Origin of the sequence: Caballeronia insecticola, from assembly GCF_000402035.1 — a bacterium.
GTDB classification, from domain to species: domain Bacteria; phylum Pseudomonadota; class Gammaproteobacteria; order Burkholderiales; family Burkholderiaceae; genus Caballeronia; species Caballeronia insecticola.
Genome location: NC_021287.1, coordinates 359,825 through 384,988 on the forward strand (window position 1 = coordinate 359,825; position 25,164 = coordinate 384,988).

At 63.1% G+C, this 25,164-nt stretch carries 24 protein-coding genes; 14 read left to right on the forward strand and 10 right to left on the reverse strand.

All coding sequences use genetic code 11. From position 1 onward, the window contains the following. Positions 1-26: 26 nt before the first annotated feature. The 4 genes from BRPE64_RS01700 (at position 27) to BRPE64_RS01715 (ending at position 3,777) form a co-directional block, all read left to right on the forward strand. Positions 27-509 carry an NUDIX hydrolase gene (locus BRPE64_RS01700; RefSeq protein WP_044041105.1) on the forward strand — a complete coding sequence of 161 codons (483 nt, stop codon included), beginning with the start codon at positions 27-29 and terminating at the stop codon, positions 507-509. An 89-nt stretch (positions 510-598) separates the two neighbouring features. Then, complete coding sequence (gene mnmA / locus BRPE64_RS01705; RefSeq protein WP_044041107.1) at positions 599-1,729, forward strand: tRNA 2-thiouridine(34) synthase MnmA; 1,131 nt, start codon at positions 599-601, stop codon at positions 1,727-1,729. A gap of 155 nt (positions 1,730-1,884) precedes the next feature. After that, positions 1,885-2,442 carry a TetR/AcrR family transcriptional regulator gene (locus BRPE64_RS01710; RefSeq protein ID WP_016344276.1) on the forward strand — a complete coding sequence of 186 codons (558 nt, stop codon included), beginning with the start codon at positions 1,885-1,887 and terminating at the stop codon, positions 2,440-2,442. 303 nt (positions 2,443-2,745) lie between these two features. Then, entirely contained in the window at positions 2,746-3,777 is a 1,032-nt protein-coding gene (locus tag BRPE64_RS01715) for an alpha/beta hydrolase (RefSeq protein WP_016344277.1), read from the forward strand. Between the two features lie 52 nt (positions 3,778-3,829). Here the strand turns inward: BRPE64_RS01715 and BRPE64_RS01720 are convergent, their stop codons facing one another. The 5 genes from BRPE64_RS01720 to BRPE64_RS01740 all read right to left on the reverse strand — a co-directional run bounded on the left by BRPE64_RS01720 (position 3,830) and on the right by BRPE64_RS01740 (position 8,375). Further along, a complete protein-coding gene (locus tag BRPE64_RS01720; protein WP_016344278.1) occupies positions 3,830-4,444 on the reverse strand; it encodes a glutathione S-transferase N-terminal domain-containing protein in 615 nt (204 codons plus the stop codon). A 179-nt stretch (positions 4,445-4,623) separates the two neighbouring features. Further along, on the reverse strand, positions 4,624-5,346 hold the full coding sequence (locus tag BRPE64_RS01725; protein ID WP_016344279.1) for a PqiC family protein: 723 nt from the start codon (positions 5,344-5,346) through the stop codon (positions 4,624-4,626). After that, positions 5,343-7,025 (reverse strand): PqiB family protein, encoded by a 1,683-nt coding sequence (locus BRPE64_RS01730; protein WP_016344280.1) that lies wholly within the window; start codon positions 7,023-7,025, stop codon positions 5,343-5,345. Before BRPE64_RS01730 ends, BRPE64_RS01725 begins: the two co-directional genes overlap by 4 nt. Beyond that, a complete protein-coding gene (locus BRPE64_RS01735) occupies positions 7,018-7,701 on the reverse strand; it encodes a paraquat-inducible protein A (protein WP_016344281.1) in 684 nt (227 codons plus the stop codon). The genes BRPE64_RS01730 and BRPE64_RS01735 overlap by 8 nt, the downstream gene beginning before the upstream one ends. Further along, complete coding sequence (locus BRPE64_RS01740) at positions 7,698-8,375, reverse strand: paraquat-inducible protein A (protein ID WP_016344282.1); 678 nt, start codon at positions 8,373-8,375, stop codon at positions 7,698-7,700. Before BRPE64_RS01740 ends, BRPE64_RS01735 begins: the two co-directional genes overlap by 4 nt. Before the next feature lie 458 nt (positions 8,376-8,833). On the opposite strand from BRPE64_RS01740, the gene BRPE64_RS01745 reads away from it, so the two are divergent. From BRPE64_RS01745 to BRPE64_RS01755, 3 genes are all read left to right on the forward strand, one after another. Beyond that, positions 8,834-9,403 (forward strand): cytochrome b, encoded by a 570-nt coding sequence (locus BRPE64_RS01745; RefSeq protein ID WP_016344284.1) that lies wholly within the window; start codon positions 8,834-8,836, stop codon positions 9,401-9,403. 128 nt (positions 9,404-9,531) lie between these two features. Continuing rightward, a complete protein-coding gene (locus tag BRPE64_RS01750; protein WP_016344285.1) occupies positions 9,532-10,089 on the forward strand; it encodes a YceI family protein in 558 nt (185 codons plus the stop codon). 87 nt (positions 10,090-10,176) lie between these two features. After that, the gene (locus BRPE64_RS01755; RefSeq protein ID WP_408608246.1) at positions 10,177-10,722 is read left to right on the forward strand and encodes a YceI family protein; all 546 of its coding nucleotides are present in this window, start codon (positions 10,177-10,179) and stop codon (positions 10,720-10,722) included. 76 nt (positions 10,723-10,798) lie between these two features. Here the strand turns inward: BRPE64_RS01755 and secF are convergent, their stop codons facing one another. From secF to queA, 5 genes are all read right to left on the reverse strand, one after another. Next, the gene (gene secF / locus BRPE64_RS01760) at positions 10,799-11,749 is read right to left on the reverse strand and encodes a protein translocase subunit SecF (protein ID WP_016344287.1); all 951 of its coding nucleotides are present in this window, start codon (positions 11,747-11,749) and stop codon (positions 10,799-10,801) included. Between the two features lie 26 nt (positions 11,750-11,775). Next, positions 11,776-13,842, reverse strand: coding sequence for a protein translocase subunit SecD (gene secD / locus BRPE64_RS01765; protein ID WP_016344288.1), 2,067 nt, complete (start codon positions 13,840-13,842; stop codon positions 11,776-11,778). A gap of 137 nt (positions 13,843-13,979) precedes the next feature. Continuing rightward, a complete protein-coding gene (gene yajC / locus BRPE64_RS01770; RefSeq protein WP_016344289.1) occupies positions 13,980-14,309 on the reverse strand; it encodes a preprotein translocase subunit YajC in 330 nt (109 codons plus the stop codon). A 221-nt stretch (positions 14,310-14,530) separates the two neighbouring features. Beyond that, positions 14,531-15,691, reverse strand: a complete 1,161-nt coding sequence (tgt, locus tag BRPE64_RS01775) for a tRNA guanosine(34) transglycosylase Tgt (RefSeq protein WP_016344290.1) — start codon at positions 15,689-15,691, stop codon at positions 14,531-14,533. A 52-nt stretch (positions 15,692-15,743) separates the two neighbouring features. Further along, positions 15,744-16,796 carry a tRNA preQ1(34) S-adenosylmethionine ribosyltransferase-isomerase QueA gene (gene queA / locus BRPE64_RS01780; RefSeq protein ID WP_016344291.1) on the reverse strand — a complete coding sequence of 351 codons (1,053 nt, stop codon included), beginning with the start codon at positions 16,794-16,796 and terminating at the stop codon, positions 15,744-15,746. Between the two features lie 72 nt (positions 16,797-16,868). Here queA and recG point away from each other — a divergent pair, with 72 nt between their 5' ends. From recG to BRPE64_RS32180, 7 genes are all read left to right on the forward strand, one after another. Next, positions 16,869-19,052 (forward strand): ATP-dependent DNA helicase RecG, encoded by a 2,184-nt coding sequence (gene recG, locus BRPE64_RS01785; protein WP_044041109.1) that lies wholly within the window; start codon positions 16,869-16,871, stop codon positions 19,050-19,052. Positions 19,053-19,184: 132 nt separating this feature from the next. After that, positions 19,185-20,144 carry a hydrogen peroxide-inducible genes activator gene (locus BRPE64_RS01790; protein WP_016344293.1) on the forward strand — a complete coding sequence of 320 codons (960 nt, stop codon included), beginning with the start codon at positions 19,185-19,187 and terminating at the stop codon, positions 20,142-20,144. A 341-nt stretch (positions 20,145-20,485) separates the two neighbouring features. Beyond that, the gene (locus BRPE64_RS01795; protein WP_016344295.1) at positions 20,486-21,958 is read left to right on the forward strand and encodes a catalase; all 1,473 of its coding nucleotides are present in this window, start codon (positions 20,486-20,488) and stop codon (positions 21,956-21,958) included. Positions 21,959-22,004: 46 nt separating this feature from the next. Continuing rightward, positions 22,005-22,157 carry a hypothetical protein gene (locus BRPE64_RS33130; protein WP_016344296.1) on the forward strand — a complete coding sequence of 51 codons (153 nt, stop codon included), beginning with the start codon at positions 22,005-22,007 and terminating at the stop codon, positions 22,155-22,157. Between the two features lie 157 nt (positions 22,158-22,314). Then, positions 22,315-22,803 carry a Dps family protein gene (locus tag BRPE64_RS01800; RefSeq protein WP_016344297.1) on the forward strand — a complete coding sequence of 163 codons (489 nt, stop codon included), beginning with the start codon at positions 22,315-22,317 and terminating at the stop codon, positions 22,801-22,803. Between the two features lie 123 nt (positions 22,804-22,926). Continuing rightward, entirely contained in the window at positions 22,927-23,784 is an 858-nt protein-coding gene (ubiA, locus tag BRPE64_RS01805; protein ID WP_016344298.1) for a 4-hydroxybenzoate octaprenyltransferase, read from the forward strand. Between the two features lie 124 nt (positions 23,785-23,908). Continuing rightward, positions 23,909-25,153 (forward strand): methyltransferase domain-containing protein, encoded by a 1,245-nt coding sequence (locus BRPE64_RS32180; protein ID WP_016344299.1) that lies wholly within the window; start codon positions 23,909-23,911, stop codon positions 25,151-25,153. Positions 25,154-25,164 lie beyond the last annotated feature (11 nt).

Genomic DNA, 25,164 nt, shown 5'->3' on the forward strand with positions numbered 1-25,164 from the left:
CCCCGGCGACGGTAAAATATCCGACCATGAAATCAGACACTTGGGCCCCCCACGTCACGGTGGCGGCGATCATCGAGCGCGACGGGCGCTTTCTCGTGATCGAGGAGCACACGTCGGCGGGACTCAGAATCAACCAACCGGCCGGTCATCTGGAAGCGGGCGAGACGCTCGCCGAAGCGGTGATCCGCGAGACGTTCGAGGAAACGGCGCATCGCTTCGAGCCCGAGGCGCTCGTCGGCGCATATATGACGCACTTCGCGCGGCCGGGCGGCGACGTCACGTATCTGCGCTTCACGTTCTGCGGCAAGTCGGCCGGCGAAGAGAGCGGGCGTTCGCTCGACGAAGGCATCGTGCGCGCGATGTGGCTCACCGCCGATGAATTGCGCGCGTCGGCACAGCGGCACCGGACGCCGCTCGTGATGAAGTGTGTCGACGATTACCTGTCCGGGCGGCGCGTGCCGCTCGATTTCATTCATACGCATTCGGTCGCGCCGGTGGTGCGGGCCTGAGGGCTCGCATCGTGGCCCGCTTCCGGGCCGCTTCCGGCGGCCAGCTTTCCCCGCACGCCGGCGTCTTGCGGGAACAACGCGGTATTTCTATGAGCAAGCGAAGAGTGGTGGTGGGCATGTCGGGCGGCGTCGATTCGTCGGTCACGGCGTGGCTCCTGAAGGAACAAGGCTATGACGTCGTCGGCCTCTTCATGAAGAACTGGGAAGACGACGACGACGGCGAATATTGCTCGACCCGGCAGGACTGGATCGACGTGGTGTCGGTCGCGGATCTGCTCGGCATCGACGTCGAAGCGGTCAACTTCGCCGCCGAATACAAGGACCGCGTGTTCGCGGAGTTCCTGCGCGAGTACTCGGCGGGCCGCACGCCCAATCCGGACGTGCTGTGCAACGCCGAGATCAAGTTCAAGGCGTTCCTCGATCACGCGATGTCGCTCGGCGCGGAAACCATCGCGACGGGTCATTACGCACGCGTGCGCGAGCAGGACGGACTCTTCCAGTTGCTCAAGGCGACGGATTCGACCAAGGATCAGTCGTACTTTTTGCATCGGCTGAATCAGGCGCAGTTGTCGAAGACGCTGTTTCCGCTCGGCGAAATCCCGAAGACGAAGGTGCGCGAAATCGCGGCGCAGATCGGACTGCCGAACGCGAAGAAGAAGGATTCGACCGGCATCTGCTTCATCGGCGAGCGGCCGTTTCGCGAGTTCCTCAACCGTTACCTGCCGACGAAACCCGGCCCGATGAAGACGGCCGAAGGCAAGATCGTCGGCGAGCATATCGGGCTTGCGTTCTACACGTTCGGTCAGCGCAAGGGCATCGGCATCGGCGGCGCGAAGGACGGCAGCGGCGAGCCGTGGTTCGTCGCGGGCAAGGACATGGCGAGCAACACGCTGTATGTCGTGCAGGGGCACGATCACCCGTGGTTGCTGTCGGAGTCGCTCGTCGCGGGCAACACGAGCTGGGTGGCGGGTTTTGCGCCGGAAGAGGGCGTGACGTGCGGCGCCAAGACGCGCTATCGCCAGCAGGACGCGGCGTGCCACTTCGCGCGCGAGGCCGACGGACGTTTCGTGCTTCATTTCGACGATGCGCAGTGGGCCGTCACGCCGGGGCAATCGGCGGTGCTGTATCAGGGCGATGTGTGTCTGGGCGGCGGCATCATCGAACAGGCAACGGCAGGGCAGGACACCACGCAGGCGGCGGCGCTCTCGACCGCGCGCTGATTTGCGCGAAAGCCCCGGCTTCGGCCGGGGTTCTCTTCGCGCCGACGTGGGCATTTTTCCTATCAGTCCGATAAAAACTTTTTTGATACAAGTGCTTGACCGTCTATCTAGTGATAGATAAATTACGCCTATCAAAGGCAGGGACTATTTCAGAAATGGACAAGAACACCGTACGCGAGGCGCTGCTGGACCATGCGCAGTCACTCTTGATGACGCGCGGCTATAACGGTTTCAGCTATCGCGACTTGTCCGAATTGGTCGGAGTGAAGACCTCCAGCATCCACTATTACTTCCCGACGAAGGAAGATCTCGCGCTCGAAGCGGTGAATGCGTACAGCGCGGACGTGATGTCGTCTATCTACGCGATCGACAGTTCGGCCTCGGCGGACAAGAAACTCGATCGCTATACGAAGCTGTTCGGGCGGATTATCGGCGGGGGAAATCAGATCTGCCTGTGCGGCATGCTCGCGTCGGACATCGAATCGTTGCCGGAGAAGGTGCGCCACGCCGTGCAATCGTTCTTCAAGGCCAACGAAAACTGGCTGGCGAAGGTACTGGCCGAAGGCGAAGCGCAAGACACGCTCGACGCCGGCGGAAAACCCGAAGCCGCCGCGCGCGTGCTGTACGCCGCGTTCCAGGGCAGCTTGCTGGCGTGCCGTCTTTTTCAGACACGAACGCGTCTGGACGAAGTGGCGAATACGGTCCGGCGGTAGATAACCCTGTGGATAACCATGTGAAAAACGTATGAATTCGCGTGGGAAAATCTATCTTTAGGTAGATAGATTTTGGCGGATTAAACCGGCTTTTTGGGCGGCTAGGTCGTTTCGCCGGTTGATATGGCGAAAGCCGCGCGGCTACGCGCCCGGACGATCACGAATCAACTTTTTATAAGCGCGATTACATCGCGTTATCTATCTACTCATAGATTTATAGAAATATCGATTTTTCCTCGTTCCACCCTCGTTTCACCGTCTTACCACCGTTTCAACCTCAACTCGAATGGACTGGAAACCATCATGAAACAGCGCAATGCCGCAGTTCTCGCCATCGCCGTCGCAGCCGTGTTGTCCTATTCCGCCGCTCAGGCGGAAACCCGCGCGCCGGTGCCCGAACCGACGACGCAGCACTTCATCGATGCGCTCGCGGCCAGCAAAGCGCCGCCGATTTACACGCTGTCGCCCGCCGACGCCCGCAACGTGCTTGCCGGCGCGCAGACGCAGCCGGTGAAGAAGCAGGCTGCGAATATCGAAGACCGTGTGATCGAAGCCGGTCCGACAGGCAAAATCGCGCTGCGCATCGTGCGCCCCGAGCATGCGAAGGGCGCGCTGCCGGTCATCATGTATTTTCACGGCGGCGGCTGGGTGTTGGGCGACAAGAATACGCACGACCGTCTGGTGCGCGAGATCGCGAACGGCGCGCAGGCGACGGTCGTGTTCGTGGACTATGACCGTTCGCCGGAAACGAAGTATCCCGTGCCGATCGAACAGGCGTATGCCGCGACGCGCTACGTCGCCGATCACGCGAAGGCGTTCAATGTCGATGCGTCGCGCATGGCGGTGGCGGGCGACAGCGTCGGCGGCAACATGACGGCCGCCGTCACGCTGCTCGCGAAGGAGCGCGGCGGTCCGGCGCTGCGCGCGCAGGTGCTCTTTTACCCGGTGACGGACGCCAGTTTCGACGACGGCTCATACACCGAATTCGCCAACGGCCCGTGGCTCACCCGCGACGCAATGAAATGGTTCTGGGACGCTTACGCGCCGAACGCCGCCGATCGCGCGAAGATCACGGCGTCGCCGTTGCGCGCGAGTCTCGATGAACTGAAGGGCTTGCCGCCGGCGCTCGTCATCACCGATGAAAACGACGTCCTGCGCGACGAAGGCGAGGCTTACGGGCGCAAGCTGTCGCAAGCGGGCGTGCCGGTCACGTCGGTGCGTTACAACGGCACGATTCACGACTTCGTGATGCTCAACGCGCTGGCCGAAACGCCCGCGACGCGCGCGGCCATCGCGCAGGCGAACGCGACGTTGAAGGCTGCATTGAGAAAGTAAGAACAGGAGAAGCCACGTTCCCGCCGCGCGCGGGAACGTCGATGCACGCCGGTCAGAGCACCGGCACGGTATCCACGAACGATTGGCGCTGCGCGAGCCGCACGTACAACTTGTCGAGATTCGGGTGGGCGTCGCGCCAGTTCAGGTCCGGCATCCGCAGATCGAGATAGCCGAGCGCGCAGCCGCAGGCGATATCCGCGAGGGTAAAGCGGTTCGCCGAACACCATTGCTTCGAGCCGAGTCCGCGCGACATCGCGCGCAGGCCGTCTTCCACCTTGAGCCGCTGACGCGCGAGCCACGCCTCGCTGCGATGCGCCTCTTCGCGCAACGTGCCTTCGAGACGGATCAGCACGGCGGCTTCGAGCATGCCGTCGGCGAGGGCTTCCCAGCAACGCACTTCGGTGCGCTCGCGGCGCTCCTGCGGCAGCAGCTTGCCGACGGGCGTGAGCGTGTCGACGAATTCGCAGATCACGCGCGAATCGAACACGGCTTCGCCGTCGTCGAGGACCAGACACGGGACCTTGCCGAGCGGGTTGTACTCGTGAATCTTCGAATCGGATGCCCAGACGTCCTCGAGCACCAGTTCACAATCGATCTTCTTTTCCGCCATGACGATACGCACCTTGCGGACGAACGGGCTGGTGTGCGAACCGATCAGTTTCATCATCTTTTCTTCGCTTGATTCGGAATTTTGGGCGACGACGATCTTAACCGGACGCGCTTCAGGCCCCGTATTTTCCCGCAGCCCGCGACGAGGCGTGTCGCCTGCCGACAACATACGCTCGCCTCGCTCGCGTGTGCCTACTTGTGCCCAATTGTGCCGACCCGCGCCGGGCGCGGCGCCGATCATTGCGCGCTGGCAGTCGCCGCCGCGCTCGCGGACGGACACGGCAAGACCGGCGCGGCGGCGGGCTTGACACTCGCGCCCGCCTTGCCCTTCGACGACGCAGCCGCCGCACCCGAAACACCCGACACGCCCGCCGCCGTCCGAGGCAACGAAGCCAGGCTGCGCATGCCCGCTGAAATCGCGGACGCAAGCTCGTCCACTGCCTTCCGATGTCCGCCGACGAGCGCGTCATACCCCGAGCCGACGCGCTCCTGCGCAACGGTCCGGCAGGTCAGCACGGCGTCCGAGCCGACGGCGTGCACGCTCCACACGGCGTCGATCACCGCCTGCGAATCGGGCCACGACTCGAAACGCTGCACATTCACCTTCACGCGATACACCGGCACCGATTCCGGATGCGGCGTGTTGTAGACATCGATCGCGCCGAGTTGCTGCGTGAGATCGGCGGACAGCGCGCGCCGCACTTCATCGGCGGGCAGCGACGCCCAGCGGTTCTCCTCGAGCACCTGAACCTGCGCCGGACTCGTCTGCACGACCAGCTGATTGCGCGCAACCTGCTGCGGCATGTCGACGGGCGCCAGTTCGAAAAAGAACGCGGCCGGCGTGGACGGCACCGGCCGTGCCTCGCCGCCGCCGAGCGTGTAGAAACGGCTCGTCGGCGAAGCGCAGGCGGCGAGCAGCGCGGCCGCGCCAAGGGTCGTCATCAACGCGCCGAACTTCATGGTTTGTCTCCCGATTTACCGCGCAGCAGCGATTCCGGATGGCGTTCCAGATAGTCCGCGAGCGCATTGAGCGATTGAAGCGTGCGCGTGAGTTCCTGCATCGCCTGACGCGTGTCCGATTGAATCGGCGAGTCCGATTGCAGCGTCGACTGCGCCTGGTTGAAGGTCTTCTTCGCCTCCGTGAGCGTGTCGCGCATCTCGGGGATGACTTCCTTGTCGAGCCTGTCGAACAGCGCGTTGGCGTTCTTGAGCGAGCCGTTCAGGTTCGCGCCGATCTGGTCGAACGGAATCTTGTCGATCTTGCGCGCGATATCGGCGATCTGCAGTTGCAGCTCGTCGAGCGTGTTCGGAACCGTGGGCAGCTCGATCGGATCGGTGCTCGCCGTGACGGTTGCAGGCGGCGCTTTCGGGAAGAAGTCGAGCGCCACATACAACTGGCTCGTCAGCAGGTTGCCGGTGCGCAACTGGCCGCGCAAGCCGCGCTTCACGAGCAGTTGCAGCATGTCCTGACTCGCCGACGTGCCTTGCTCCGGCAACGCCTGTTTCGCGCGCCTGCCCAGGCGATCGGGATAGAGATCGATCGTGACCGGCATCATGAACGCATGCGACTTCGAGTCGTATCGCACGCCGATGCCCGTGACCTGACCCAGCACGATGCCGCGGAAATCGACCGGCGCGCCGACCGACAGACCGCGCAGCGACTGATTGAAGTTCATCACGACGTGCACCGCCTGACCGTCCGGGTCGCGCATCGCGTCGGCCTGATCGGAGGCGAGCCGGAACGTCGCGTTGTTCTGCGCCTGCGGGCCGGACTGCTGGTTCGGCGGCGTCTGGAACGCGATGCCGCCCAGCACGACCGTAGCCAGCGATTGCGTGTTCAGCGTGAAGCCGCTCGAATCGAGCCGCAGATCGACGCCGCTCGCGTGCCACCAGCGCGAATTGGTGCCGATGTACTGATCGTACGGCGCGGTGACGAACACTTGCAGCGTGACGCCGGTGCCGTCCTTGTCGAGCGAGAACGCGACGACCTGCCCGACCTGCACGCGCCGGTAATAGACCGGCGAGCCGATGTCGAGCGAGCCGAGCGATTCGCCGTGCAGCGTGAAAGTGTGGCCCTTCTGGTCGCCGGTGACCGCGGGTGGCGTCTCCAGCCCGACGAAGTAGGTCTGATCGTCGGTCGATTTACCGGCATCGACGCCGATGTACGCGCCCGACAGCAACGTCGAGAGCCCGGTCACGCCGCTTGCCGCCACGCGCGGACGCACGACCCAGAAGCGCGTGTCTTTCACGGCGAAATCGGTGGCTTCCTTGGTGAGCAGCACGTCGACGAGCACGCGCGAATGGTCCTTCGACAGCGTGATGGTCTTGACCGTGCCGATATCGACGTCCTTGAACTTCACCTTGGTCTTGCCTGGCTCGAGCCCTTCGGCGCTGACGAAGCTGATCGTGACGGTCGGTCCCCGGCTCGACACGGTCTTGACGACGAGAATCACGCCGATCAGCGCCGCGACGAGCGGAATGACCCAGACGAGCGACGGCAGCCAGCGGCTGCGCGGCTCGATTGTCGGCTCGGGCAGATTCGGCGGCAGGCCGCCGCCCTGGCGTCCGTCGCCGCCGGTGTTGGCAGGGACGGGCGGTGCTGGCTGCTTCGGGTCGTTCGGACCTCGGGCGTCAGTCATATTTCTTTCCTGATGGTTCGATGTTGTCCCACATGAGGCGCGGGTCGAATTGCATGGAAGCGATCATCGTCAGCACGACGACACACGCGAACGCGAGCGCGCCCGGCCCCGGTGTGATGACGGCGAGCGACTTGAAGCGCACGAGCGCGATCGTGAGCGTGATCACGAAGACATCGAGCATCGACCAGCGGCCGATGCCCTCGACGATGCGAAACAGCGTCGTGCGCTGACGCGGACGCCAGACCGAGCGCCGCTGCACGCTGATGACAAGAAAGCCGAGCGTCACGAGCTTGAGCATCGGCACGAGAATGCTGGCGATGAAAATCACCGCCGCGAGCGGATAGTCGCCGTCGTTCCAGAAGAGCGCGACGCCGCTCAGAATGGTGTCGTCCTCGGAGCCGAGAATCGACGATGTGTGCATGATCGGAAACAGATTCGCCGGGATATAGAGAATCGCCGCGCTGATGAGCAGCGCCCACGTGCGCGCGATGCTGTCCGGATGACGCCGGTGCACGACCGCGTCGCAGCGCGTGCAGCGCTGTCTCTCGATGGTGCGCGCGAGCGGCTGCACGAGTCCGCACGCATGACACGCGACGACGTTCGCGCGCGACGCCGTCGTGTAATGCGCCTCGGGCGCAGGTTCGACGGGTTCGACCGATTCGACGGGTTCGCTCACGATTTCTGCCTCGCGTCGGTTGGGATGGGCTTGGCGGCGCCGCGTCGCGTCGGTTCGCGCGGCCCGAGCCGGCTTGCGATGTCCCACAGCGCGCGCGGATCGAAGCTCATGACGACCGCGAACATCAGCGTCAGCGCGCCGAAAGCGAAGAGCGCCGCTTCGGGAATCACGCGCGCGATGCTGACCATCTTCACGAGCGTGACGAGCACGCCGAGCATGAACACTTCGATCATGCCCCACGGCCGCACGAACTGGATCATGCGCAAGAGCCCGTTGAAGCCCGCCGGAACGTAGCCCGCGCGCAGCGGCAGCAGCACGTAGAGCAGCGCGATCAGCTCGCACAGCGGGAACAGGATCGTCGAGCAGAAGACGAGCACGGCCATGACTTCCATCTGCTCGTTCCACAACGCGACGATCGCGCCGATGAGCGTGGTCTCCGACGTGAGCCCGTTGGCGTCCAGCTCGACGATAGGAAAGCCCTGCGCAATGACGAACGTGACCAGCGCGGCCAGCGTCATCGCACAAATTTTGTCGAGGTTCGATGAAATGCTTCGATAGAGCAGCGACCCGCAGCGCGGACATTTCGCCGACGTGCGGTGAGGCAACTCACGTTTTTTGAACAGCGCGTCGCATTCGTGACACGCGATCAGATCGTCCGGTTCGTTCGCGTTCATGGTCGAAGCCCGAGTGGTGTCGAGCGGAGGTGTCGGGCGCCGCGAGGACCGGCTCCGACGGAGCATAGCAAGCGCCGGGCCAGCGCAAATGGAATCAGCATGGTATCAAATGGCGATTATTTGGCGGATCGGGCGTGCCGCGTGACGGACGGCGGAATGAAACCGCGCTGCCGCCCGTTAATACCGTGACGTACCTTGCGGCTGGAATCGCGCGCGGTCTGTTCCGCTTCGTCGCGCATGCATCGACCGTTGCATGCGTGGAATAGTTCGTTGCACGGAAGGCATGCCAGTCGGCCCGACGGACCGCAAAGCCCCGCCGCGTCTGGCTCGCCGCGCGTACGGATGGAGTTGTCGAGCGCGCTGGCAAGAAACCGGCGTTGAGGTAGCATGGCGCCCTTGAATACTCGTCGTTCTTCGACGACGGGCCGAAAGACATCGAAACCTTGAGTGAAAGCACTATGGAAAGCAGCGCACGCATCGCGACGGCCGCGCCGGAGCAAAGCTATAGCGCCACGGCGATCGGTCTGCACTGGCTGATCGCGTTGTTGATCGTGTGCGGTTTCTACCTCGGCTGGATCATGACCGACATTCCGGGCATCACGCCGACCAAGCTCAAGTATTTCTCGTGGCACAAGTGGATCGGCGTGACGGTGTTCGCGCTCGCCGTGCTGCGCCTGCTGTGGCGCGCCACCCATCGCGCGCCCGCGATGCCCGGCGACATGCCGCGCTGGCAGCAGGGCGCGGCGCATCTCACGCACTTTCTGCTGTACGCGCTGATGCTCGTGATTCCCGCATCGGGCTATCTGTACAGTTCGGCGGCGGGCCTGCAGGTCGTCTATCTCGGCGTGCTGCCGTTGCCGACGATCATTGGACCGGACAAGGCGTTGAAGGCCACATTGCGCATCGTGCATATCGCGCTGAACTATACGCTGCTGTTTTTCGTCGTCATGCATGTGCTCGCTGCGCTGAAGCACCATTTCGTCGATAGAGACGGTTTGCTCGGCCGTATGCTGCCGTTTCTTCGTTGAGCGCATTGGCTCGTTGCGATTGTTTCCTCGCCGTTGGCCGAGCGTTTCGCGGCGGCTGATTGTTCTCGCGTTCTTTTGATTTCCAATACTGGTTTGCTGATTTGAACCGCGTTTTGAATAGGGCACACATGAAAGTGAAACTCAATCGTTGGATGCTGGCCACGGCGGCGTCGCTTGCGCTGGTTGCGGCGGCGCATGCGCAGGTGGACATGAGCAAGAGCTCGGTGGTCGCCACATCGAAACAGATGAACGTGCCCACCGACGGCAAGTTCAACAAGTTCACCGCGCAGATCGCGTTCGATCCGGCGAAGCCCGCGGCGGGCACGGCGAACATCACGATCGACACCGGCAGCTACGACTTAGGCGACGACGAATACAACAAGCAAGTGCGCGGCGCGGAATGGTTCGATGCGGGCAAGTTCCCGACCGCCACGTTCGTCTCCAGCGCGATCGCGCCGGCCGGCGCCAACAAATACAACGTGACCGGCAAGATCACGATCAAGGGCAAGTCGCAGACCGTGACGGTACCGGTGACGGTCACGCAACAGGGCGCGACCGAAACCTTCGACGGCGCGTTGCCGATCAAGCGCACCCAGTTCGATGTCGGAACGGGTGAGTGGAAGGATACGTCGATCGTCGCGGACGACGTCGTCATCAAGTTTCATATCGTCGCCGCCAAAAAATAAGCGGCGCTTTACGCGAATTCATCAATCTCACAGGAGAAGAACTTGAAGAAACTTTCGATCATCGCTGCGGGCGCGCTCGCGCTCGGCATGTCTTTCGGCACCTCGGTGAATGCATTCGCCGCCGACACGTACAAGCTCGACCCGAACCACACGTATCCGAGCTTCGAGGCCGACCACTTCGGCGGCGTGTCGACGTGGCGCGGCAAGTTCAACAAGAGCAGCGGCGAAGTCGTGCTCGATCGTGCGGCCAAGACCGGCACGGTGAACGTGACGATCGACATCACGTCGATCGACACCGGTAACGACAAGCTCAACGAGCATCTGCAGAAGGACGAATTCTTCGATGCCGCCAAGTTCCCGACCGCGCAATACAAGGGCACGTCGATCAAGTTCGACGGCGACACGCCGAGCGAAGTAGTCGGCACGCTGACGATGCACGGCGTGACCAAGCCGCTCAATCTGAAGATCGAGCACTTCAAGTGCTTCGTGAACCCGATGATGAAGAAGGAAGTGTGCGGCGTGGAAGCAACCACCACGTTCGACCGCGGCGACTTCGGCATGGATTACGGCAAGGCGTATGGGTTCAGCCTGAAGACGGTGCTGCATATTCAGGCTGAAGGCGTGAAGCAGTAAGTCTGGTGTTTCAAAGCAAAGCGGCCGGTCTGTGAGGACCGGCCGCTTTTTTATGGCTTACGGGAATGCGTGACGCTCAAACCTGCGCGCCCGCATTCGGATCGTTCGGATCGAACTTGTCCTTCTTGTCTTTCACGAGATCTTCGCGCTTCACGCCGAACCACATGGCGAGCGCCGCCGCGACGAACACGGACGAGTAAATACCGAACAAGATACCCACCGTCAGCGCCAGCGCGAAGTAGTGCAGCGTCGGACCGCCGAAGAAGAACATCGACAGCACCATCATTTCCGTACAGCCGTGCGTGATGATGGTTCGCGACATCGTGCTCGTAATAGCGTGGTCGATCACTTCGATCACGGACATCTTGCGCTGCTTGCGGAAGGTTTCACGAATCCGGTCGAAGATAACCACCGACTCGTTCACCGAATAGCCGAGCACCGCGAGAATTGCCGCGAGCACGGAGAGCGAGAACTCCCACTGGAAGAACGCGAAGAAGCCGAGAATGATCACCACGTCGTGCAGATTCGCGATCACGCCCGCGACCGCGTACTTCCACTCGAAGCGGAACGACAGATAGATCACGATGCCGACCACCACGCACGCCAGCGCGAGCAGACCGTTCGTCACGAGTTCCTTGCCCACCTGCGGCCCGACGAACTCGACGCGCTGCAGGCTCACCTGCGGATTGTCGGCCTTGAGCGCGGTCATGACCTGATCGCTCTGCTGCGCCGACGTCAGCCCTTGCTTGAGCGGCAGGCGAATCAGCACGTCGCGCGACGTGCCGAAGTTCTGCACCTGCGCATCGCCATAGCCGAGCTTCGCCATGGTCGTGCGCACGGGTTCGGGCGATACAGCTTGCGGATACTGCACCTCGACGACCGTCCCGCCGGTGAATTCCACCGACAGATGCAGCCCTTTGTGCACGAGGAAAAATACGGCCGCGAGGAACGTCACGAACGAAATCACGTTGAAAATCAACGCGCGTTCCATGAACGGGATGTCGCGACGAATACGGAAGAATTCCATTTGCGTTTATCTCCGGCTCAGCGGTCTCAGCGGGACTGGCCCGGTTTCTGTTGATCGACGCCCGGGCCCGAGCGGCGGCGCACCGTCGGCTTGCCGTCGCGCGCGGGCGTCTGCGCGGCTGCGCGCGGCGCGGCCACGGCCGTCTTGGTCTTGCCCTTCGCCGTCTTCACGATTTCGTCGACAGGCGATTCGTCGCCGCGCTGCGCCGCGAGATAGGCCGCCGCAGCCGCTTCGGAATCGGTGCCTTCGGGGCGCCAGACCTGACCAATGGCCAGCGTCTTCAGCTTCTTCTTGCCGCCGTACCAGAGGTTCACGAGGCCGCGCGAGAAGAACACCGCCGAGAACATCGACGTCAGAATGCCGATACAGTGCACGACCGCGAAGCCGCGCACCGGACCCGAGCCGAACGCGAGCAGCGCGAGACCGGCGATGAGCGTGGTGACGTTCGAGTCGAGAATGGTCGCCCACGCGTGCTTGAAGCCTTCTTGAATCGCGGTCTGCGGCGGCGCGCCGTTACGCAGTTCCTCGCGGATACGCTCGTTGATCAGCACGTTCGCGTCGATCGCCATACCGAGTGCGAGCGCAATAGCCGCGATGCCCGGCAAGGTCAACGTGGCCTGCAGCAGCGACAGGATCGCGACCAGCAGGAGCAGGTTGACCGACAGCGAGAGCATCGAGAACACGCCGAACAGCAGGTAGTACGCGATCATGAAGATGGCGATCGCGGCGAAACCGTACTGCACCGAATCGAAGCCCTTCTTGATGTTGTCCGCGCCGAGGCTCGGGCCGACCGTGCGTTCTTCGATGATGTCCATCGGCGCTGCCAGCGAACCCGCGCGCAACAGGAGCGCGAGATCGGCGGCGGCCTGCGGCGTCGGTTGGCCGGTAATCTGGAAGCGGTCGCCCAGTTCCGACTGGATGGTCGCCACCGTCAGCACTTCGCCCTTGCCCTTTTCGAACAGGACCATCGCCATCGGTTTGCCGATGTTGTCGCGCGACACGGCGGACACCGCGCGGCCGCCGGCCGAATCGAGACGGATGTTCACCGACGGACGCTGATGGTCGTCGAAGCCCGCCGATGCGTCGATAATGCGGTCGCCCGTGAAGATCACCTGTTTGCGCAGCAGTACCGTGCGGTCGTTCTGCTTGAACGCTTCGTCGCCGGGCGGCACCGCTTCGTTCGGGCCGATGTAGGTGTTGACCGGATCGGCCAGGCGCGCTTCGAGCGTAGCCGTGCGGCCGATGATGTCCTTCGCCTTCGCCGTGTCCTGCACGCCCGGCAGTTCAACCACGATACGGTCCGAGCCCTGCTGCTGGATCACCGGCTCCGCGACGCCCAGTTCGTTCACGCGGTTATGCAGCGTCGTGATGTTCTGCTTGAGCGCGCCGTCTTCCACGCTGCGCTGCGTTGCCGCCGAGAAGGTGCCGACCACCTGATAGCCGTCGCTGCCCTGACGCGTCGACCATTGCAGTTCGGCGACGCCCGTGGAGAGCAGCGTGCGGGCGTTGTCCGCCGCGGCCTGATCCGAGAAACTCACCACCACCGATTGCCCGACGCGATTCACGCCGCCGTCACGGATATTGCGGTCGCGCAGGTAGGTGCGCGCGTCGGCGGCGTCGGAGTCGAGCTTCTTGTTGAGCGCGCCGGCCATGTCCACTTGCAGCAGGAAGTGGACGCCGCCGCGCAGGTCGAGACCGAGGTACATCGGCAGCGCATGCAGCGCCGTCAGCCAGCGCGGCGAGGCGCTCTGCAGATTCAGCGCGACGATGTATTGCGGATCGCTCGGATCGGTATTGAGCGACTTGCTCAGCAGATCCTTCACGCGCAATTGCGTGTCGGTGTCGGCGAGGCGCACGCGGATATTCGCGTTCAGTTGCGAATTGTCGAAGGTGACTTCGTCGGCCTTGACGTTGTTCGCGGCGAGCGCGCTCTCGACGTTTGCGAGCGTCGTCGAATCGAGCTTGACGGTCGCCTTGCCGCTCGACACCTGAACGGCCGGCGCCTCGCCGAAGAAATTGGGTAGCGTGTACACGAGGCCGATGACGAGCGCCACCAGCATCACGACATACTTCCAGAGGGGATAACGATTCATGAGGATGGCCGACCGTAAAGTTGGCTTCGGGGGAGAGGGCGTCCGGCGTTATGCGCGACGAGGTGTCGATGGATTCGGACAGCTCGGTGGGCGAGGCCGCGCCGGACGCGAGAGAACATGTGGCCTGAACGTGGTCCTTACAGCGACTTGATCGTGCCCTTCGGGAGAATGGTCGTCACGGAAGCCTTCTGCACGGTGATTTCCGTGCCTTCGGCGATTTCCACGCCCACGTACGCTTCCGACACCTTCGTAACCTTGCCGACGATACCGCCGTTCGTCACCACTTCGTCGCCCTTGGCCATGGCGGAGAGCATGTTGCGATGCTCCTTCTGACGCTTCATCTGCGGACGGATCATGATGAAGTACAACACGGCAAACATCAGAATGAGCGGCAGGAAGCTCATGAGGCTCGATTCCGCGCTGCTTGCGGTGGTGCCTTGTGCAAAGGCATTGGAAATGAACGACACGTTGGTCTCTCCGTTTTAACGTCAGAAATACGTTCAAAAAACTCGAATGGAAATTAGCCCGGTATTCTACCACTCGCCCATGCCGCGAGACCCCGGGAATGCGCTTTGTCTTCAAGCCGTTACGAGGTATTCAGGCATGTTCCGAAAACGATAGAAAGGCAATTGTAATGCCTGCGGTGCCGTTTCCCGGCATCGTTTCCATTCGCGCTTCAGTCCGCGCTTCAGTCGACGCCGCGCGCGCGGTTCTCGGCAAAAGTCTTGCGGAACGCATCGAACGTGTGATTTTCGATCGATTCGCGCACTTCGCTCATCAGTTGCAGGTAGTAGTGCAGGTTGTGGATCGTGTTCAGTTGCGCGCCGAGAATTTCGCCCACGCGGTGCAGGTGATGCAGATAACCGCGCGTGAAGTTTTGGCACGTATAGCAGCCGCAGCTTTCGTCGAGCGGCTTCATCGAGTTCTTGTGCGTCGCGTTCTTGATCTTGAGGTCGCCGAAGCGCGTGAACAGCCAGCCGTTGCGCGCATTGCGCGTGGGCATCACGCAGTCGAACATGTCGACGCCCGCCGCCACGCCCGCCACGAGGTCTTCCGGCGTGCCGACGCCCATCAGGTAATGCGGCTTGTCGGCGGGCAGTTTCGGGCCGATGTGATTCAGCACGCGCATCATGTCTTCTTTCGGCTCGCCGACCGACAAGCCGCCGATGGCAAGCCCGTGAAAGCCGATCTCCGACAGCCCCGCGAGCGATTCGTCGCGCAGGTCCTCGAACATGCCGCCCTGCACGATGCCGAACAGCGCGTTCGGATTGCCGAGGCGGTTGAATTCGTCGATGGAGCGCTTCGCCCAGCGCATCGACATGCGCATGGAATCGGCAGCCTCTTGGTGCGAAGTCGGCACGCCTTTGGTCGCGTAGGGCGTGCATTCGTCGAACTGCATGACGATGTCCGAATTCAGGACTTTTTGAATCTGCATGGACACTTCCGGCGACAAAAACAGCTTGTCCCCGTTGATCGGCGATGCGAACGTGACGCCATCTTCGGTGATCTTGCGCAAATCGCCGAGCGAAAACACCTGAAAGCCGCCGGAGTCGGTGAGAATCGGCCGGTTCCAGCCCATGAATCGATGCAGTCCGCCGTGCGCGCCGATCGTCTCCAGACCGGGGCGCAGCCAGAGGTGAAACGTATTGCCGAGGATGATCTGCGCGCGAATCTCTTCGAGCTCGCGCGGCTGAATTGCCTTGACCGTGCCGTACGTACCGACGGGCATGAAGATCGGCGTCTCGATAACACCGTGATTGAGCGTGAGACGGCCGCGGCGCGCCTGGCCGTCGGTCGTCAGCAAGTCGAATTTGAGGCCGTTTTCCGGCGCAGTGTGAGTTGCGGTCATGTGAGTTCCTGCCACTGGAAAACAGTCCAGCGCATTGGTTGAAAAAATTGAATTAATTCGGGTCGCGGCGCGTGAGCAGCATGGCGTCGCCGTAACTGAAAAAGCGGTAGCGTTGTTCGATTGCGTGACGATACGCGTCGCGAATGGTGTCCATGCCGGCGAAGGCGGACACGAGCATCAGCAGCGTCGATTTCGGCAAGTGGAAGTTCGTGACGAGCCGGTCGACCACGCGGAATTCATAGCCTGGCGTGATGAAGATATCGGTTTCGGCCTGACTTCCGGCAAGCGGTCGGCCGGCATGGGCGGCATCGCGGGCGGCGGCTTCGAGCGCGCGCATCGACGTTGTGCCGACCGCGATCACGCGGTTGCCGCGCGCCTTCACCGCCGCGATGCGGTCGGCGAGTGATTGCGGCAGGTCGTACCACTCGCTGTGCATCTTGTGCTCGGCGATGTTCTCCACGCGCACCGGCTGAAACGTGCCCGCGCCGACGTGCAGTGTGAGCGTCGCGCGCTCGACGCCGCGTGCGTCGAGCCGGGCGAAGAGGGCGTCGTCGAAATGCAGGCCCGCGGTCGGTGCGGCCACCGCGCCGGGATTGGCCGCGTACACGGTCTGATAGCGCGTTTCGTCGTAGGCGTCGGCGTCGTGCTCGATGTACGGCGGCAGCGGCAAGCGCCCGAATTGCTCGATGAGCGTCAGACATTCCGCCGGAAAGTGCAGCGTATAGAACGGCTCGACGCGTTCACCGACGGTCACGTCGAACGCGTCGGCCAGGCGGATCGTGCTGCCTTCGACCGGGCTCTTGCTCGCGCGGATTTGCGCAAGCGCCGTGGTCGCGCCGCTCAGCCGTTCGACCAGCACTTCGACGCGGCCGCCGCTGGCCTTTTGGCCGAAGAAGCGCGCCTTCAGGACTTTGGTATCGTTGAACACGAGCAGATCGCCCGGCCCGATGAGATCCGGCAATTCGGAAAAACGCCGGTCGATGAGCGCGGCGGGCGTCGCGCGGTTGTCCACTTCGAGCAGACGGCTCGCGCTGCGCTCGGCGAGCGCGCTTTGCGCGATCAGTTCGGGCGGCAGATTAAAATCGAAATCGGAAAGCGTGAACATGGCGTAGACGGTGGCTCGAACGACGCACGAACGCGCCGAACAAACCTCACATTGTACTTGCGAAGAGTTTAGATGCCCTTGTCCGACCGCCGCTTAACCTCGACCGACCCGCTGCCCGTGGAGGAAAGCGACGCGCCGCGCGCCGCCCCGCCGGCACGCAAGAAGGCGCGAGCGGACGAAAAGCCGAAGCCCGTCGTCAAGACCGCGGACAAGCTCGCGAAGCTCGGCCTGAAATCCGACATCGACCTCGCGCTGCATCTGCCGATGCGTTACGAGGACGAAACCTCGCTCACGCCGGTGGGCGAACTGATCCCCGGCGATATCGCGCAGACCGAAGGCGTCGTGTTCGACAACGAGATCGCGTATCGGCCGCGCCGCCAGCTGCTCGTCAAAATCCACGATGACGCCGGCGACGAACTCACGCTGCGCTTTCTCAATTTCTACGGCTCGCAGGTGAAGCAGATGGCCATCGGCGTGCGCCTGCGCGTGCGCGGCGACGTGCGCGGCGGCTTCTTCGGGCTGGAGATGGTGCATCCGGCGGTGCGCCCCGTCGATGACGACACGCCGCTGCCGCAGGCCCTGACGCCGGTCTATCCGTCGACGGCGGGCATCTCGCAGGCGTATTTGCGCAAGGCAATCGATTCGGCCATTTCGCGCGTCTCGCTGCCCGAACTGCTGCCGGAGCCGATCGCGCGCGCGCATCTCGCGCCGCTGAACGTGCCCGGCCTGCTCGACGCCGTGAAGACGCTGCATCATCCGCGCGCGGATTCCGACGAAACCGCGCTCATCGACGGCACGCATCCGGCGTGGACGCGCATCAAGTTCGAGGAACTGCTCGCGCAGCAGTTGTCGCTCAAGCGCGCGCACGAGGAGCGCCGCCGCCGCGCCGCGCCTGCCATGCCGCGCCGTTCGCCGGACGACGATCAATCGCTCGTCACGCGCCTGCTGAAGGCGCTGCCGTTCGCGCTCACCGGCGCGCAACAACGCGTGGTCGCGGAAATCGCCGGCGAACTGACGCTCGCGCATCCGATGCAGCGTCTCCTGCAAGGCGATGTCGGCAGCGGCAAGACGATCGTGGCGGCACTCGCGGCGGCGCAGGCTATCGACGCGGGTTATCAGGCCGCGCTCATGGCGCCGACCGAAATTCTCGCGGAACAGCACGCGCGCAAGCTGCGCGGCTGGCTGGAGCCGCTGGGCGTCACGGTCGCGTGGCTCGCGGGCAGCATCAAGGCGAAGGAAAAGCGCGCGGCGCTCGAGGCGGCGGCGCTCGGCACGGCGCAACTCGTAATCGGCACGCACGCGATCATTCAGGACGCGGTCGAGTTCGCGCGCCTCGGGCTCGTGATCGTCGACGAACAGCATCGCTTCGGCGTCGCGCAGCGGCTCGCGCTGCGGGCGAAGGCGCTGAACGCGGCGGACGGCGCGCACGACTTCCAGCCGCATCAATTGATGATGTCCGCCACGCCGATTCCGCGCACGCTTGCGATGACCTATTACGCCGACCTCGACGTCTCGACCATCGACGAATTGCCGCCCGGCCGCACGCCGATCCTGACGAAGATCGTCTCCGACGGCCGGCGCGACGAGATCATCGGCCGCGTGCGCGAGGCGGCGCTGACCGGGCGTCAGGTGTACTGGGTCTGCCCGCTGATCGAGGAAAGCGAGACGCTGCAGTTGCAGACGGCGGTCGAGACGTATGAGACGCTCGTCGGCGCGCTGCCGGAATTGCAGGTGGGGCTGGTTCACGGACGGCTCGCGCCCGCCGAGAAAGCGGCCGTGATGGACGCGTTCGCGCGCAACGAAGTGCAGTTGCTGGTCGCGACGACGGTGATCGAAGTCGGCGTGGACGTGCCCAACGCATCGCTGATGGTGATCGAGCACGCCGAGCGCTTCGGGCTCGCGCAGTTGCACCAGTTGCGCGGGCGCGTGGGGCGGGGCAGCACGGCGTCCGTCTGCGTGCTGATGTACGCAAATCCGCTGTCGCAGACGGCCCGCGCGCGCCTGCAGACAATGCGCGAAACCACCGACGGCTTCGAGATCGCCCGGCGCGATCTGGAAATTCGCGGTCCCGGCGAATTTCTGGGCGCGCGTCAGTCGGGCGAAGCCATGCTGCGCTTCGCGAGCCTGGAGAACGACGCCTGGCTGATCGAGCCCGCGCGCGCCGCCGCCGACGCCATGCTGAGCGACTTCCCTGACGCCGTCACCCGGCATCTGGCGCGCTGGCTCGGCGCGCGCGAACACTATTTGAAGGCTTGAGGGTGAACTCGCGCCAGCCTTGTCGGTCCCTATTTGATTCGCGCGGACTGGCCGGACGGCAGAAGTTGTCGAACGACCGTCGGCGGGTGTATAACTCAAACCTATTGAATCAATGTCTTCCATTGGCCCCCAATGACGCTCACTGAACTGAAGTACATCGTCGCGGTTGCGCGCGAACGGCATTTCGGCCGCGCTGCCGAGGCGTGCTTCGTCAGCCAGCCGACGCTGTCGGTGGCAATCAAAAAGCTTGAAGACGAACTGAACGTGCAGATTTTCGAGCGCGGCACGAGCGAGGTCAGCGTGACGCCGATCGGCGAGCAGATCGTCACGCAGGCGCAGCGCGTGCTCGAACAGACGCTCGCCATCAAGGAAATCGCCAAGCAGGGCAAGGATCCGCTGGTCGGACCGTTGCGCCTGGGCGTGATTTACACCATCGGGCCGTATCTGCTGCCGACGCTCGTCAAGCAGATGATCAAGGCGGTTCCGCAGATGCCGCTGATGCTGCAGGAGAACTACACGCTCAAGCTGATCGAGTTGCTGAAGCAGGGCGAAATCGATGTCGCGATCATGGCGCTGCCGTTTCCCGAAACCGGTCTGATGGTCCGCGCGCTGTATGACGAGCCGTTCGTCGTTGCAATGCCTTCGGGGCATGCGTGGGAAAACCGCGCGAAAATCGACGCCGACGACCTCAAGCAGGAAACCATGCTGCTGCTCGGCAGCGGCCACTGTTTCCGCGATCACGTGCTCGGGGTGTGTCCGGAACTCATGCGCTTCTCGCAGAACGCGGACGGCATCCAGAAGACGTTCGAGGGTTCGTCGCTGGAAACGATCCGGCATATGGTGGCGAGCGGCGTGGGCATCACGGTGCTGCCGCGCATGTCGGTGAGCGAAGTGAAGCCGCACGCGGGCGGCATCGATTCCGGGCTGCTCAGCTACGTGCCGTTCGACGAACCGGTGCCGGACCGCCGCGTAGTGCTGGCGTGGCGCAAGAGTTTCACGCGTATGCCTGCCATCGACGCCATCAGCGACGCTATCGCCAATTGCGATCTGCCGGGCGTGAACAAGCTCGACATGCCGGTCGCGGTCAACTGATTCCGCCTTCGAACGCGCCGCGCTCTGTTTTTCGGAGCGCGGTGCGTTGTCGTTTCTGCGGGCGAAAATCCGTCTATCGGATAGATAAAATTTATTAAATTATAAATATCGATAGTATTCGTTAAGCTCCTTCCATCGGTCGCCGGAGACGGCAGACAACAAACGGAGGAAGCCGATGACCCGCAGCCACACGAACCTCGCACGCCGATTCATTGCGCTTCGCCGCGTCGCGCTCGACGTTCTCGCCGATTTCGCCCACGCGGCTGCATAAGCGGGTGCATCAGCGGCGACCCCCGCGGCCGAGCATCATCCCACGCAAACGAACAAGCAGGAGTATCACGATGACGACCCAACGACTCACGACCGCAGCCGGCGCGCCCGTCGGCGACAACCAGAATTCGCAGACGGCCGGCCCGCGCGGCCCTGTTACGTTGCAGGACTTCTGGCTCGTCGAAAAGCTCGCGCACTTCGACCGCGAAGTGATTCCCGAGCGCCGCGTGCACGCGAAGGGCTCGGGCGCGTTCGGCACGTTCCGCGTGACGCACGACATTTCGCGCTTCACGAAGGCAAAGCTGTTCGACGCAATCGGCAAGGAAACGCCCATTTTCATGCGCTTTTCGACGGTCGCCGGCGAGCGCGGCGCGGCCGACGCCGAGCGCGACGTGCGCGGTTTCTCGATCAAGTTCTACACGGAAGAAGGCAACTGGGACGTGGTGGGCAATAACACGCCGGTGTTCTTCATCCGCGATCCGCTCAAGTTTCCGGACTTCATCCACACGCAAAAACGCGATCCGTACACGAACATGCGCAGCAACGTGGCGGCGTGGGATTTCTGGTCGCGTCATCCGGAATCGTTGCATCAGGTCACGATCCTGATGAGCGATCGCGGCATTCCGAAGAACTATCGGCAGATGCACGGTTTCGGCTCGCACACGTACTCGTTCATCAACGAGGACAACGAGCGCTTCTACGTGAAGTTCCATTTCAAGTCGCAGCAGCCGCTCGAAAACTACACGGATGCCGAAGCCGCCGCCGTGATCGCGAACGACCGCGAGAGCGCGCAGCGCGACCTGGTGACGAACATCGACGAGGGCAACTTCCCGCGCTGGAATTTCCGCATTCAGATCATGAGCGAGGAGCAGGCAGCACAGGCGCGCGTGAATCCGTTCGACATCACCAAAGTGTGGTCGCACAAAGCGTTTCCGCTGATCGATGTCGGCGTGATCGAGCTGAACCGCAATGCGCAGAACTATTTCGCGGACGTGGAGCAGGCCGCGTTCACGCCGGCGAACGTGGTGCCGGGCATCGGCTTTTCGCCGGACCGCTTGCTGCAGGGCCGGCTGTTTTCCTACGGCGATACGCAGCGTTACCGGCTCGGCATCAACCATCATCAGATTCCGGTGAATGCGCCGCGTATGGCGAGCGCCAACACGTTTCATCGCGATGGCGCGATGCGCACCGACGGCAATCTCGGCGGCCGCGTGAACTACGAGCCGAATCGCTACGGTGAATTCGCACAGGACGCGAGCGTGAACGAGCCGGCGCTCGCGGCAGGCGCGGTGCATCGCTATGACCATCGCGAAGACGACGATTACTACAGCCAGCCGGCCGCGCTCTTCAAACTGTTCGACGATGCGCAGCGCGAGCGCTTCTTCGGCAACATCGCGCGGCATATGCACGGCGTGCCGAATGACATCGTCGTGCGACAGATCGGGCATTTTCGCCGCATCGATCCGGTATATGCACAAGGTGTCATCGACGCGCTCGCGAAGCTCGGCCAGACGATCGACACGGAAGAACCCGCCGCTTCCTGAGCGCGGCGACTAGAGAGCGAAAGACGGTAGAACCGGAGGAAACATCATGTCTCAAGCGTTGAATCACATCGCACAGGCGGTCGATCAGATCGAAGCGAAGAGCCGCGACGCCTCGCGCGCCGTGCGCGCAGCGATTGCGTTCGGGATCGTCGCGGTGGCTTATGGGCTCGTGGTCGCGAGCGGTGTCGTCGTCGCCTGAGCGTGAGTCGAACGCGCGGCGCAAGCACTGCTTCATGGCGTCGCGTGCAATAAAGCGTTCCCCGTTTCTACGATAAACTGTCGAACGCTCGACGCGCCGCGCAGCGAAACGTTGCGCGGCGCCTGCACCGTTCGAATCACTCTCTCACGGAGTCATCATGGCGAAGAAAGGCACGGCACCTGCCGTCAACATCGGCATCAGCGACAAAGATCGCAAGAAGATCGCCGACGGGCTGTCCCGGCTGCTGGCCGACACGTACACGCTGTACCTGAAGACGCACAATTTCCACTGGAACGTCACGGGCCCGATGTTCAACACGCTGCATCTGATGTTCGAGACGCAGTACAACGAACTGGCGCTGGCCGTCGATTCGATCGCGGAACGTATCCGCGCGCTGGGCGTGCATGCGCCGGGCAGCTATCGGGAATTCGCGAAGCTGTCGTCGATTCCGGAAGCGGACGGCGTGCCGGCTGCCGAAGAGATGATCCGCCAGCTGGTGGAAGGCCAGGAAGCCGTGGTGCGCACGGCGCGTGAGATTTTCCCGGCGACCGAAGCCGCGAACGACGAACCGACCGCCGACCTGCTCACGCAGCGCATGCAGACGCACGAGAAAACCGCGTGGATGCTGCGTTCGATGCTGGCGTAAAGCGTTAGCCGTTTTCGGCATCGATGTAACGAAACCCCGCGCCACGCGGGGTTTTTGCTTCTCGCGACGGCGCGCCCCGCTGGTCTAAAATAGGCCGTTGCGTTTTCCCCGGCTCGCTCCGCCATGTTCGCCCGTCTCCCGCTCTTCATGCGCCTCGTGCGCCTCGACAAGCCCATCGGCAGCCTGCTGCTTTTGTGGCCGACGCTCAACGCGCTGTGGATTGCGTCCGACGGCCGGCCGTCGCCGATGCTGCTCGTCATTTTCACCGTCGGCACGATCCTGATGCGCTCGGCGGGTTGCGCGATCAACGACTACGCCGACCGCGACTTCGACCGCCACGTGAAGCGCACCGCCGAGCGGCCGATCACCTCGGGCAAGATCCGGGCATGGGAAGCGGTGGCGCTGGCGGCGGCGCTCGCGCTCGTCGCGTTTCTGCTGATCCTGCCGCTCAACACGCTCACGAAAGAACTGTCGGTGTTCGCGTTGTTCGTCGCGGGCACGTATCCGTTCACGAAGCGCTTCTTCGCGATTCCGCAGGCGTATCTCGGCATCGCGTTCGGCTTCGGCATTCCGATGGCCTTCGCCGCCGTGCAGAACCAGGTGCCGATGCTCGCGTGGATCATGCTGGCCGCCAACGTGTTCTGGTCGGTCGCGTACGACACCGAATATGCGATGGTCGATCGCGACGACGACATCAAAATCGGCATCCGCACCTCGGCGCTCACGTTCGGGCGCCATGACGTGCTCGCCGTGATGCTGTGCTACGCGGCGACGCTCGCGATCTACGCGGGAATCGGCGTGACGCTCGGCTTCGGCTGGCTCTACTGGCTCGGCTGGCTCGCGGCGGCGGGCTGCGCGGTGTATCACTACGGGCTGATCCGCGGGCGCGATCGCATGGCGTGCTTCGCTGCGTTCAAGCACAACAACTGGCTCGGCGGCATGTTGTTCGCGGGCATCGCACTGCATTACGCGTTCGGCTGAGCTTGTTCGCGCGTCGAACGGGCGCGAGAACGGGCGCGGGAACGACAAATTTGATTGCGCCGGGAGTGTTCGGCGCGACCGGCTGCTATCGTCGGGGTTCATTTCCGCATAGCAACGGTGAATCATGGGCTCACTCGCACGTTTCGATCTCGCGCCGCTCGTCTCGCGACATCGCGTTACTCACCTCATCGAAACCGGTTACGGGCGGGGCGGCTCATGTCGCGCCGCGCTGAATGCCGGCTTCAAGCGCGCGCTTTCCTGCGAGATTTACGAACCGCTGTTCGCGCGGGTCGAGCAGAGCGAGCAGTTGTATGTCGCACACGCGGACAGCATCGCGTTTCTCGATTCGTCGGCCGTGTCCACCGCGTTGGCGGAAAGCCGCACGCTGATTTTTCTCGATGCGCACTATCCCGGCGCGGATCACGGAGACCAAAGCTATCTCAGCAAAGACCACGCGCCGGACACGCGCCTGCCGCTGATCGCCGAGCTCGAAAACCTGCAGGGGAAGGCGGACGACGCGTTGATCGTCATCGACGACGTGCGCATTTATCTTCGCGATTTCGAAGTTGCATTCGGACCCATCCCCGATTGGGTGGAAAACGGCTTCGAGAAAGAAGCGCAGTTTCGCGCATCGCTCGCGCTGTTCGACGCCACGCACACGCTTCATTGGCATGCCGAGGACTCGGGCTATGCGGTTCTGTGGCCGCGAGCCTGGGGCGCTTACGATTTGAAGAAGTGGGTCGTACCCGGCGATGTCACGCATGTCGCGACGGTAACGTTGGGCGTTCCCGGTACCACGTGCATTTCGCTCAACCGCAGAGTGCAGGATGCGCGGTTTTCGAACCGATGGCTCGTCGGCAAGGGCATCGATATCGGCGGCGGCAAAGACAGCATCGCGCTGTATCGCTCGATGTTTCCGCGTATCGAAAGCGTCACGGTCTACGAATGGGCGCAGGGCGACGCGCAATATCTCGAGAACGTGCAGGACGGCAGCTTCGATTTCGTGTACTCGGCGCATTGCCTCGAACACATGGTGGATCCGCGAATCGCGCTGCGTCATTGGTTGCGCGTGCTCAAGCCGGGCGGTCACATGATCGTCACCGTGCCGGACGAGGACATGTACGAGCAAGGCGTATGGCCCTCGACCTTCAATTACGATCACAAACACACGTTCGCCATGTTCAAGCGCGCGAGCTGGTCGCCCGTGTCGATCAACGTGCTCGACATGCTGCGGGAGTTCGGACAGGACGTGGATATCGTGAAGATCGAGCGGCTCGATCACACCTTCCTGCACAACGCGCCGCGCTTCGACCAGACGCGCACGGCGTTTGCGGAATGCGGCATCGAGTTCGTGCTGAAGAAGCTTTAAGGCAGCTTTGA